The sequence below is a fragment of the Devosia elaeis genome (genome assembly GCF_001650025.1).
In the GTDB taxonomy this organism is placed as follows: domain Bacteria; phylum Pseudomonadota; class Alphaproteobacteria; order Rhizobiales; family Devosiaceae; genus Devosia; species Devosia elaeis.
In genome coordinates this window covers 134,139-146,168 of record NZ_LVVY01000065.1, presented here as the reverse complement: position 1 = coordinate 146,168, position 12,030 = coordinate 134,139, and the positions used below count along the sequence as shown (strand labels likewise).

The 12,030-nt window shown below is 62.0% G+C and carries 10 protein-coding genes; 8 read left to right on the top strand and 2 right to left on the bottom strand.

Annotated elements, in window-relative coordinates; all coding sequences use genetic code 11:
- Positions 1–45: 45 nt before the first annotated feature.
- The 7 genes from fliQ (at position 46) to hflX (ending at position 7,856) form a co-directional block, all read left to right on the top strand.
- Complete coding sequence (fliQ, locus tag A3840_RS04700; RefSeq protein ID WP_067452631.1) at positions 46–312, top strand: flagellar biosynthesis protein FliQ; 267 nt, start codon at positions 46–48, stop codon at positions 310–312.
- Between the two features lies 1 nt (position 313).
- The gene (gene fliR / locus A3840_RS04695) at positions 314–1,081 is read left to right on the top strand and encodes a flagellar biosynthetic protein FliR (protein ID WP_067452628.1); all 768 of its coding nucleotides are present in this window, start codon (positions 314–316) and stop codon (positions 1,079–1,081) included.
- Positions 1,082–1,084: 3 nt separating this feature from the next.
- Complete coding sequence (gene flhB, locus A3840_RS04690; RefSeq protein ID WP_067452625.1) at positions 1,085–2,173, top strand: flagellar biosynthesis protein FlhB; 1,089 nt, start codon at positions 1,085–1,087, stop codon at positions 2,171–2,173.
- A 158-nt stretch (positions 2,174–2,331) separates the two neighbouring features.
- A complete protein-coding gene (locus A3840_RS04685) occupies positions 2,332–4,665 on the top strand; it encodes a sensor histidine kinase NtrY-like (protein WP_082903654.1) in 2,334 nt (777 codons plus the stop codon).
- A complete protein-coding gene (ntrX, locus tag A3840_RS04680) occupies positions 4,666–6,048 on the top strand; it encodes a nitrogen assimilation response regulator NtrX (protein ID WP_067452622.1) in 1,383 nt (460 codons plus the stop codon). It abuts the gene before it with no gap.
- Positions 6,049–6,233: 185 nt separating this feature from the next.
- On the top strand, positions 6,234–6,485 hold the full coding sequence (hfq, locus tag A3840_RS04675; RefSeq protein ID WP_067452621.1) for an RNA chaperone Hfq: 252 nt from the start codon (positions 6,234–6,236) through the stop codon (positions 6,483–6,485).
- A 9-nt stretch (positions 6,486–6,494) separates the two neighbouring features.
- Entirely contained in the window at positions 6,495–7,856 is a 1,362-nt protein-coding gene (gene hflX, locus A3840_RS04670) for a GTPase HflX (protein WP_082903653.1), read from the top strand.
- Here the strand turns inward: hflX and mazG are convergent.
- Together mazG and A3840_RS04660 are read right to left on the bottom strand one after the other, a co-directional pair.
- Positions 7,853–8,665, bottom strand: a complete 813-nt coding sequence (mazG, locus tag A3840_RS04665) for a nucleoside triphosphate pyrophosphohydrolase (RefSeq protein WP_067452618.1) — start codon at positions 8,663–8,665, stop codon at positions 7,853–7,855. The two genes, hflX and mazG, sit on opposite strands and share 4 nt — an antisense overlap.
- A gap of 107 nt (positions 8,666–8,772) precedes the next feature.
- Positions 8,773–9,459, bottom strand: coding sequence for a hypothetical protein (locus A3840_RS04660; protein ID WP_131798248.1), 687 nt, complete (start codon positions 9,457–9,459; stop codon positions 8,773–8,775).
- A 287-nt stretch (positions 9,460–9,746) separates the two neighbouring features.
- On the opposite strand from A3840_RS04660, the gene A3840_RS04655 reads away from it, so the two are divergent.
- Positions 9,747–12,011, top strand: coding sequence for an NADP-dependent malic enzyme (locus A3840_RS04655; RefSeq protein WP_067452612.1), 2,265 nt, complete (start codon positions 9,747–9,749; stop codon positions 12,009–12,011).
- The last annotated feature ends 19 nt before the right edge of the window (positions 12,012–12,030 follow it).

Genomic DNA, 12,030 nt, shown 5'->3' with positions numbered 1-12,030 from the left:
GGGTTTGGGTTAGGATCGGCATGTGATTCCATTGGAAGCCCCGCCATGACCGGCGCCGAAGTGCTCGATATCGCCACACAGGGTATCTGGACCCTGCTGATTGTCTCCCTGCCGATGATGCTGGTGGGGCTGCTTGTCGGCGTGGTCATCGCGCTGTTTCAGGCGCTCACGCAAATCCAGGAAATGACGCTGGTTTTCGTGCCCAAGATCATCGCCATTTTCGTCACCATGTTGATTGCGCTGCCCTTTCTGGGCGCGACCATGGCGGCCTATATGGACCGGGTGGTGGACATGATCATCATGGGGTCCTGAGGTGACCATCGCCCTGGACTGGCTCCCGGCCACCGCCTTCACCTACATCATTCTGTTCGCCCGGATCGGGGCGATGATGATGCTGATGCCGGCCCTGGGCGAACAGATGATCCCTATGCGCCTGCGCCTCGCCTTCGCGCTGGCCTTCACCCTCGTGCTTTTCCCGCTGCTTAGTGATGTCATTCCGGCCATGCCCGCCGATCTCGGCGGCATGGTCGGGCTGCTGGGGCATGAGCTCGCCGTCGGCCTGATGATCGGCGCCATCGTTCGCATCACTGTGATGGCTACGCAGGTCGCCGGGGCCATTGTCGCGTTCCAGACCGGGTTGTCGGGCGCGCTTGCGGCCGATCCGACCATGAGCGGCATGCAAAGCGCGGTCTTTGCCAGCTTTCTGTCTTTTCTCGGCGTCACCCTGATCTTCGCTACCGACCTGCATCATGTCGCGCTGGCGGCCATCTATGACAGCTATATGGTTTTCGGTCCTGCCGACCCGCTGATGTTCGAGGATGCCATGCAATTGGCGATCCGCACGGTGGCTGGAGCGTTCATGGTGGGTGTGCAGATGGCGGCGCCCTTCATCGTGTTCGGCCTGGTCTTCAATCTCGGTGCCGGCATCCTGGCGCGGCTGATGCCGCAATTGCAGGTCTATTTCGTGCTGATGCCCGCCAATATCATTGTCGGGCTGCTGCTTTTCGCCATTCTGCTCACTATGATGATGGGCTGGTATCTCACCGCTTTCGAGAACCACCTGGCCATGTGGAGGGGCTGAGCGATGTCCAGCGACGCCCCCGAGCAGGACTCCAAAACAGAAGATCCTTCCCAAAAGAAGCTCGAAGACGCCCATAAGAAGGGCGATGTCGCCAAAAGCCAGGAGGTGACGACCTGGTTCATGCTGCTGGGATCGGCCGTCATTTTTTCGATGATGGCGCCGTGGGTCAGCGCCAATCTCAGCACGTCCCTGGGCCTTGTCATCATGAACGCCGATCAGTTCGACGTCACCGGGGCCGGCTTCTCGCAATTCTTCAACGGGCTGGCGCTGAGTTTGCTGCTCGTCGTCTTTGCGCCACTCTCGGTGCTCTATGTCTGCGGCGTCGTCGCCAATCTGATCCAGCATCGTCCCGTCTGGTCGATTGAACCGATCACCCCGAAACTATCCAAGATTTCTCCGATTTCAGGCGCCAAGCGGCTCTTTTCCTCCGAAGCGCTGGTCAATTTCGGCAAGGGCCTGTTCAAGATCGCCGTGGTCGGAACGGTCGTCGTCGTTGTCTGCTGGCCGGAGCGGGACCGGCTCGACACGATGATGACCGCCGAGCCCTTGTTGATCCTGCTCGATTTCCAGGAAATCGGCATTAAAATCTTCGCCGCAACGCTGGCGATCGTCACTGCTATCGCCGTCGCCGACTATTTCTACGTGCGGCAGAAATGGTGGAAACGCCAGATGATGACGGTGCAGGAGACGCGCGAAGAGTACAAGCAGATGGAGGGCGACCCGCATGTAAAGGGCCGTATCCGCCAATTGCGCCAGGAGCGGGCTCGCAAGCGCATGATGGCCGCCGTGCCGGATGCGACCGTCGTCATCACCAACCCGACCCACTTCGCCGTTGCGCTGAAATACGACAAGTCCATGGGTGCGCCGAAATGCGTCGCGAAGGGTGCCGATGCCGTGGCGCTGCGTATCCGCGCCCTGGCCGACGAGCATGATGTGCCCATCGTCGAAAATCCGCCGCTTGCCCGAGCGCTGTTCGCGTCCGTCGATATTGACGAGGATATCCCCACCGAGCACTTCAAGGCCGTCGCCGAGGTGATTGGCTTCGTGATGCGGCTAAAGCAGGACAGGCGCGGCTGGCGAGCAGGGAGCTGATTACCCTCGCCTCCGCACAGTGTCACATTTTAGCAACAATTATCTTGAAGGGTTGGCCGAATTGGGTCAGGCTTCGCCTTCCATCCATCGCGTCCCTATGTAGAGCGATTGGATGAGGTGCCGGGTCGGCATTGGCGAAGCGGAGGTTTTTGCGGTTTATGGCCGATCTGGTCGCAGCCACTGAAGAACAGGCGAGCGAACGTCTGGCCAAGGCGCGGCCGCGGCGTTTGCCGCTGCTCGGCATGGAGCAGAATCGCGCCCTGCGCGTGCTCGGCTTCGGCGTGGTCTTCGCGTCGGTGCTGATGTCGACCATGTCCTTCCTGATTCTGTCGGGGACCACTGGGATCGAGCCATCGCCCGTGGTCTGGACTATTATCTGGATCGTCACGGGCATCCTGGTGCTGCTGGTGATCGCCCTGGTGGTCACCGAGACGGTCCTGTTGCTCCAGGCCCGTATGCAGCGCGCCCCTGGGGCAGGACTGCAGCTGCGCATGGTGGCCATGTTCGCCTTCGTGGCTGCCGTGCCGGCAGCTCTGGTTGCCGTGGTCGCAACCATCGCTCTCAATCAGGGGCTGGATCAGTGGTTCTCCGACCGCACCCGCGCCATGGTGGAAAGCTCGCGCCTGGTGGCACGCTCCTACATGCTCGAGCATGCCCAGGTGCTGCGCGACGACATCATCTGGGTCGCTACCGAGTTGGAGCAGGCCCACAGTACCTTCGAGAGCGACCCGCAGCGCTTCGAACGCATCCTCACCGCCCTGGCGGTAACGCGCTCGCTACCATTCACCTCACTGCTGGATGGGAATGGCAATGAAATCATGCGCGCGCAGATCAGCGCAGGCGGCGCCTATCCCCGGCCGCCACCAGGCGTGACCGATGGCGTGGTCGAGGGTATCCCAACCCAGATTGCGCCGGGATCAACCCAATTCATAGGCTCGATCGTCAAGCTCCGCGGCTATGACGAAACCTTTTTGTTCGTCGTTCGGCCCGTAGATGCGGAAGTGCTGCAATATATGCGGCTAACCGACGAAAATATAACGGAATACCGGCAATATGCATCGAACCGCCTCGTGTTCCAGATCACCTTTGCCATCATGTATGTCGGCCTCGCGGTCGTGCTGCTGCTCGCCGCCCTCTGGATCGGCATCGCCCTGGCCAACCGCTTCGTCGATCCGATCAGGAACCTGATGATCGCATCCCGCCGCGTCAGTAGCGGAGACCTTGATGTGCAGGTTCCGGTGCAGGAGGGGCGGGGCGACCTGCGCGACCTGTCCAACGGTTTCAACCGCATGACCCAGCAGCTCAAGACGCAGCGCGAGGAATTGCTCAAGGCCAATGAGGTCAATGAAAAGCGGCGCCAGTTCACCGAGGCGGTGGTGGAAGGCGTGTCCGCCGGCATTATCGGCCTTGATCCATTCGGGGCGGTAACACTGGTCAATGCCCGCGCCTGTGAAATGCTGGACAAGTCCGAAATCGAACTCATGGGCGAGCGGATGGAGGCCATCCTGCCGGAAATCGCACCCACCATGGAAAAGGCGCGTTCGGCCCGCCGCGGGCAGGTGCGTGATCAGATCCAGCTGGGCAATGAAACCGACCGGCGCATCTATCAGGTGCAGCTCACCCGGGAGGGATCGATCACCGAGTCGAAGGGCTACGTTTTGACTTTCGATGATATCACCGACCTCGAATCCGCCCAGCGCACCAGCGCCTGGGCCGACGTGGCCCGGCGCATTGCCCACGAAATCAAGAATCCGCTGACCCCGATCCAGCTTTCCGCCGAACGACTGCGCCGCCGCTATGGCAACAAGCTGGAGGATGATCGCGAGGTGTTCGACAAATGCATCAACACCATAGTGCGCCAGGTGGGCGATATCGGCCGCATGGTCGACGAATTCTCCGCCTTCGCCCGCATGCCGGAATCCGCGCCTGAAATGGCCGATCTCAGCGACACCGTGCGTCAGGCGGTGTTCCTGGAAAGCGTCCGTCTGCCGGAGGTGAATATCGTCACCCTGCTGCCCGACGATGCCATCCATGCCTGGTTCGACAACCGGCTGGTTTCCCAGGTGCTGACAAACCTGATCAAGAATGCCGTCGAGGCTTTCGAGGGCATCCCTTTGTCCGAGGGCTGGCAGCCAACCATAAGCGTGGAGGCCCATATCGAGGGCAAGAATGCCCGTGTTTCCGTCTCGGACAACGGCAAGGGCTGGCCCGGCGAAAACCGGCAACGATTGCTCGAACCTTATATGACCACGCGCGAAAAGGGCACCGGCCTTGGCCTGGCCATCGTGGCCAGGATCATCGAGCAGCATGGCGGCATCGTTGAGCTCATCGACGCGGAACCCGACCCGCAGGGCAGGGTGGGGGCATGTGTCACCTTCACCCTTCCTTTGCATTCACCTGCAATGACCACCAGCGAGGACGGCGCCGCATTGGCGGACACCACGTCGACCCACAAGGAGGAGCCGCAGCTTTCCGCGGTTGTTCATAAATAAATGGCTTTGGATATTCTGATTATTGACGACGAGGACGACATCCGCGACCTGATCGCGGGCATCCTCGAGGACGAAGGTTTTGAGACCCGGCAGGCACACGATGCCGATAGCGGGCTCAATGAGATTGCACGCCGCCGTCCAAGCCTGGTCTTTCTCGACATCTGGATGCAGGGCTCCCGCCTGGACGGGCTACAATTGCTGGACGTGTTCCAGAGCCAGCACCCCGACATGCCCGTGGTCATGATCTCGGGGCACGGCAATGTCGAAACCGCCGTCTCCGCGATCCGCCGCGGCGCCTATGATTATATCGAGAAGCCCTTCAAGATCGACCGGCTGCTGCACATCACCCAGCGGGCCATGGAGGCCACGCGGCTGCGCAGCGAGGTGGCGGAGCTCAAGGAACGCTCGGCGAGCAAGAGCGCCGACATGGTGGGAACCTCGCCGGCCCTTCAGCAGGTGAAGGCCATCATCGAGAAATCCGCGCCCACCAATTCGCGCATCTTCGTTTCGGGTCCCTCCGGAGCGGGCAAAGGGCTGGTCGCGCGCCTGATTCATCAGCGCAGTCCGCGCACCAACGCGCCCTTTGTGGAAATCAACGCCTCCCTCTACGCGCCGGACGAGGTGCCCGTCGTGCTGTTCGGCCGTGAAGCGCGCGAGAAGAACGGTCTGCTGAAAGTGGAGGTCGGCGCACTCGAGCGCGCGCATGGCGGCACGCTCTACCTGTCCGAAGTGACCACGCTCCCACAGCAGGTGCAGACCACGCTTCTCCGGACGCTGGTGGAAAACCGTTTCAACCGCGTCGGCGGCTCGCAGGCGGTGCCAATCGACGTGCGCATCATTTCCTCAAGCTCGCAGAATGTCGCCGCCCAGATCGAGGCCGGCGAGTTCAGGTCTGATCTTTTCCATCGTCTGTCGATCGTGCCGCTACCCCTGACGCCGTTGCGTGATCGCCGCGAGGACGTGCCGCCACTGGTCCAGGTCTTCATCGACCAGGTCTGCCGCATGCACAACCTGCAGCGGCTCACCATCGGTTCGGATGCCATGGCCGTGCTCCAGGCACAGGAATGGCCGGGAAATGCGCGGCAATTGCGCAATTCCATCGAGCGCCTGCTCATCCTGATGAAAGATCAGCAGCCCGAGGACGGCGTGATCACCGCCACCATGCTGCCTTCCGATATCGGCGAGGTGCTGCCCACCGTAGGCGACACAGATGCCTCCGCGCATCTGATGAGCCTGCCGCTGCGGGAGGCGCGAGAAGTGTTTGAGCGGCAATATCTGCTGGCGCAGATCGAGCGGTTCGGCGGCAATATTTCCAAGACGGCGGAATTCGTCGGCATGGAACGCAGTGCCCTGCATCGCAAGATCAAGTCGCTGGGCCTATGAAGGCCTGGCGAGATAGCGGGGCGTCATGCGCTTGCAGCGGGTAGGCAGGTCAGTGCATCTGTGCCATAGTGCTTAAGCATGATAAATCCGGACGTTAAGGACTGGGCGGCAGTCCCTCGTGTCCGGGGCGCAAGCGATTGCGACAACAACAGCGACAATCAATGCCGCGGCAAAAGAGGCCACAAATGGCTAGCGAAAAGCAGCAAAACCTGCAGGATTCCTTTCTCAATCACGTCAGAAAGCAGAAGGTCCCGGTCACCATTTTCCTGGTGAACGGCGTCAAGCTTCAGGGCGTCATCACCTGGTTCGACAATTTCTGCCTGCTGCTGCGTCGTGACGCGCAGTCGCAATTGGTCTATAAGCACGCGATCTCGACGATCATGCCGGGCGCACCGATCCAGCTGTTTGACCCCGAGCAAAGCAACGACCACGACTGACGGATTTACATGGGTGAATTTTACGAGGATGGAGACGCCCCCGGCGGCCCCAAGCCCTATATCGATCGGCAAGAAGTGCCGACGCGCGTTGGGCTCGTCTGCCCCGATATACGGGGAAAATCCACCCATCATGACATAGATGCACGGCTGGCCGAGTTCGAAGGGCTGGCCGGCGCCATTCGCCTGGACGTCATCTTCTCCGAAATCGTCAAGGTCAGGGAAATCCGGCCCGCCACCTATCTTGGGGCGGGGCACGTGGAAACCCTGGCTGCCCGCGTCAAGGCCGATGAGATCGACCTGCTACTCATCGATGCGGCGCTGTCTCCCATCCAGCAACGCAACCTGGAGCGCGAAACCGGCACCAAGGTGCTGGACCGTACGGCGTTGATCCTCGAAATCTTCGGCGAGCGCGCCGCGACACGCGAGGGCGTGTTGCAGGTCGAGCTGGCCCATCTGAATTATCAGAAGGGGCGTCTGGTGCGCTCCTGGACCCACTTGGAACGCCAGCGCGGCAGCGGCGGCATGGGATTTATGGGTGGTCCCGGCGAAACCCAGATCGAAAGCGACCGTCGCCAGATCGGCGACCGTATCGCCTTGCTGGAAGATCGGCTGGAAAAGGTGAAGAAGACCCGCGCGCAGCAGCGCCGGCGGCGCACCCGCGCCCAGATCCCGGTGGTCGCACTGGTCGGCTATACCAATGCTGGAAAGTCCAGCCTGTTCAATCGGCTGACCGGGGCCGGCGTGTTCGCCGAAAACCTGCTGTTCGCGACCCTGGACACCACGGTTCGCAAGATCGAATTGCCTCATGGCCGCGAGGTGATGCTGAGCGACACGGTGGGTTTCGTCGCCGATTTGCCGCATGACCTGGTCGCCGCATTCCGCGCCACTCTCGAGGAAGTCATCGACGCCGATATTATTCTGCATGTGCGCGACATCGCCAACCCCGATCACGCCGCACAGGCTCAGGACGTATTGAACGTGCTGGATGAATTGGGCGTGTCGGCCGAGACGACCTCGATCATCGAGGTCTGGAACAAGATCGACCTGCTGGACGAAACGGACCTGGCTCTTGCCGCGGTGCCGGCGGGCAAGGTCATCGCCAGTGTGCCGGTTTCAGCGCATACGCGGCAGGGGCTGGATGCCCTGCTGCTGGAAATCGAGAAAGCGCTCGGCGAGCAGAGCCGCACGTATAATGTGCATGTACCGCACGCTGCCGGCAGCGATATCGGCTGGCTGCATAGCCATGCCGAGGTGATCGCCCGGGAAGAACCGACCGAGCAGGGTTCGGACTTCGTCGTTCGGATCGATCCCCGCCATCGCACGGAATTCCTCGAACGCTTCAACGGCAGGATTTCGGCGGCCGATCTCTAGGCGCGGCGGTCGCGGGCGCGAATCTCGTTCCAATAGCGGTCCAGGCGCTCCAGTCCGGCCGAGGTGGGCTCGATACCTTCTTCGCGGCAGCGCGCCTCGACATGGTGGAACCGCCGGGTAAACTTGCTGTTGGCGTCGCGCAGGGCGGCTTCCGGATCAACACCGGCCTTGCGCGCCAGATTGGCGACCGCGAAAAGCAGGTCGCCAATCTCTTCGCGCAGCGCGCCCTCATCGCCGCTGGCTTCAACCTCGGCGACCTCGGCCAGCTCTTCCTCGACCTTGGCGCGAACGGCCGGCAGGTCCGGCCAGTCGAAACCGACTTTGGCGGCGCGCCTGGTCAGCTTCTCGGCGCGCGCCAAGGCGGGCAAAACCTGCGGAACATCATCCAGCAGGGATGGCTCGGAATCGCCTTTGCGCTCGGCCTTGGCGGCGCGTTCCTTCGCCTTTATCGCCTCCCAGCGCTCCTGAGCATCTCCGGCGCCGTCGGCAGTCACATCGCCGAAGACATGGGGGTGCCGGCGGATCAGTTTCTCGGTGACCGCATAGACCACGTCGCCAATGTCGAAATGGCCTCCTTCCTTGGCCATCTGGGCGTGATAGATCGGCTGCAGGAGCAGATCACCCAATTCCTCCCGCAGATCGGCAAAATCTTCCCGCTCGATCGCATCGGCCACCTCATAGGCCTCCTCGATCGTGTAATGGCGAATGGACCGGAAATCCTGCTCCAGATCCCAGGGGCAACCGCCATCGGGGTTGCGGAGCGCCGCCATGATTTCGATGAGACGGGAAATGTCGCGGGAGGGCTGCATAGGAAACTCATGGCATTGAATCGCTGAGCCTACCTTAGCGCCTGAGGCCACTTCGGGCAGGGGGCATTTGGCCTCAAGGCCGGAATTTCCGTTCGCAGGTGGGTTACTCAGCCGCTGTATCCGGAAATTGTCATCGTCACGTCATCGAGCCCCTGCCAGGACGCGCTATAGGTGCCGTCCGCGAGCGGTAAAGGACCGATCCGCGCGCCGGTGATCACCACCATGCCCGGCAGCAGGGGCCGTACGAGCTCGGCTGCATGACTTTCGAGCCAGTTCGCGGCCGCCAGCAATGAAGTCGGATCGAATGTAGTCGTCACACTCTCCGCCGGATTGTCGGCATGGATCAGACGCAATTGTCCGTCGCCGGCGGCCAACGCCCCGATCGGATGTGCTGCGCCCTGCACCACACCGCCCGCCGAAAGCAGGTCGGCGCGACGGGCCGACGAAGACCAATCCTGCCCAGCAAGACGGGACTGCAGGAATTCGAAGGCAAGGCAAACCTGCCAATCGCCCTCGCCGCGCAACAACGCGAACTCAACCTCCAGGCGAGAGCCTGGCTCCGGCCTGATGACAGCGCCGGATTGGCCCATCCAGGCCTGTGGGATTGGGGCGGCGAGCATCGCCTCGGCAGAGGACCATGGCGTCATTTTCCATCCGCCATGTCCGCCCAGGGCGTCGCTGAACTCGAACTGGATCGCATCCGCCTCCCCGATCGTCTGTGGAACATGCTCGCTGTCCGTAAGCGGCGTCGCCTGGCGATGAGCTTCGAGGAGCGCTTGGGTGAAGGGATGCATGAATTCTGTCCTGGCGCGAATGCTGGACGGATAGGGTACGAGGCCGTCCCCACTTGCGCCAGCGATGATGACGCATCGGCTTTCCACATCGCGGAAAACCGGCATCGCACGGCGGCGGGGCGTGGAGCGGCCTTCTAGGATGGGCGGGACTTCGACAAAAGCATAGCTTTTCAGCGAGCCGGTGCTTTGGTCTGTGAGGAATGACAGTGCCAAAACGGCGATAGCCGGGCGCGGCCGCATCAGGCGGGCGCTCGGAGGTCGGCTTGGCTGGGCCTGAGGAGAAAGACATGAGCACCAATACCACCAGCCTGCGCGACGCCGCCTTGCACTTCCACGAATTTCCCAAGCCGGGAAAACTGGAAATCGTCGCCACCAAGCCATTGGCGAATACCCGCGACCTGTCGCTGGCCTACTCGCCCGGCGTCGCCATTCCCTGCGAGGAAATCGCCGCCGATGACCAGGCTGCCTATAAGTACACTTCCAAAGGGAACCTCGTAGCGGTCATCTCCAATGGCACCGCCGTGCTGGGACTGGGCAATATCGGCGCCCTGGCCTCCAAGCCGGTCATGGAGGGCAAGGCGGTCCTGTTCAAGAAATTCGCCGGCATCGACAGCATCGACATCGAAGTCAACGAGCAGGATCCCAAGCGCTTCATCGAGATCGTCGCGCCGCTGGAGCCGACATTCGGCGGCATCAATCTCGAGGACATCAAGGCGCCGGAATGTTTCGAGATCGAAGAATCGTTGCGCGAGCGCATGAACATCCCGGTCTTTCACGATGACCAGCATGGCACCGCGATCATCGTCGCGGCGGCCGTAATCAACGCCATGAAGCTGGTGGGCAAGGATATCGCGCAGGTCAGGATCGTTACCTCGGGCGCTGGCGCTGCGGCCATCGCCTGCATGAACATGCTGATTGCCATAGGGGCGAAACGCGAAAATATCTGGATTGCCGACAGCAAAGGCCTGGTGACCAGGAAGCGCGACAATTCGGTCGATCGCTGGCGCGGCGCCTTCGCCCAGGACACGGACAAGACCGAGCTCAGCGAGGTGATGGCCGGCGCCGATATCTATGTGGGCCTGTCCAAGGCCGGAGCCCTGAAGCCGGAAATGATGAAGGATATGGCGCCCAACCCGCTGATCCTTGCGCTGTCCAATCCGATCCCGGAAATCATGCCGGAACTGGCCAGGGAAACGAGGCCCGACGCTCTGGTCTGCACCGGTCGATCGGACTATCCCAACCAGGTCAACAACGTTCTTTGTTTTCCGTTTCTGTTCCGTGGCGCGCTCGATTGCGGCGCGACCATCATCAACGAGGAAATGAAGGCCGCCGCCGCGCATGCCATTGCGCGCCTGGCCCATGAGCCCGGCCTCGAGGCAACGGCGCATGGCGTACCCGCCATCTTCGGGCCCGATTATCTGATCCCCAATCCATTTGATCAGCGGCTGATCCTGCGGATCGCGCCGGCTGTCGCCAAGGCGGCCATGGATAGCGGCGTGGCCAGGCGGCCCATCGCCGATTTCAACGCTTATCGCGACCAGTTGCGGCGTTTCGTGTTCCGCTCCGGCATGGTCATGAAGCCGATGATCGAACGGGCGCAGGGCGCCGGTAAGCGCATCGCCTTTGCGGATGGCGAGGACGAACGGGTGTTGCGCGCGGCGCAAGTCATCCTGGAGGACGGCATCGGCAAGCCGATCCTGATCGGCCGCCCCTCGGTGATCGAGAACCGGCTGGAGCGCTTCGGGCTGACCATTCGTCCGGGCACCGATTTCGAGATCATCAATCCCGAGGACGATCCGCGCTATCGCGATTATGTCGGCGATTTTCACGCCCTGGTGGGCCGCAAGGGCGTTACGCCGGACACCGCTCGAACGATCGTGCGCACCAACACCACCGTGATTGGCGCCCTGGCCGTGCGGCGCGGCGAGGCCGACGCCCTGATCTGCGGTTTGCAGGGCCGGTTCATCAAACATGCGCGCGACATCCACTCGATCATCGGATTGAATTCAGGGGCCAGCCAGCTTTCGGCGCTGTCCATGCTCATCCTCAACCGCGGCGTGTTCTTCCTCGCCGACACCTATGTGAATATCGATCCGAGCGCAGACGAACTGGTGGCCATTGCCCTACAGGCCCGCGACCATCTCAAGCGGTTCAATATCGAAGCGCGCGCCGCGCTGCTGAGCTATTCCAATTTCGGATCCCGCGATGGCGACACCGCGCTCAAGATGCGGGAGGTGTTCGACAAATTGCGGGCAGCGGCGCCCGATCTCGTGGTCGAGGGCGAAATGCAGGGCGACCTGGCGGTCAATAGCGAGTTGCGTGACCGCTATGTCCCGGACTCGGTGCTGCGCGGCGAGGCAAACCTGCTGATCTTCCCCAATCTGGAAGCTGCAAACCTGTCGATGACCCTGCTCAAGGAGCTCAATAACGGCCTGCATATCGGGCCGATCCTGATGGGCACCAATCAGCCGGCGCATATTCTGGCGCCGACGGTGACCAGCCGCGGCATCGTCAACATGGCAGCTATTGCGGCCACCGAAGCGGCCGGCTGACGCCAGGATGCCGGGCCGT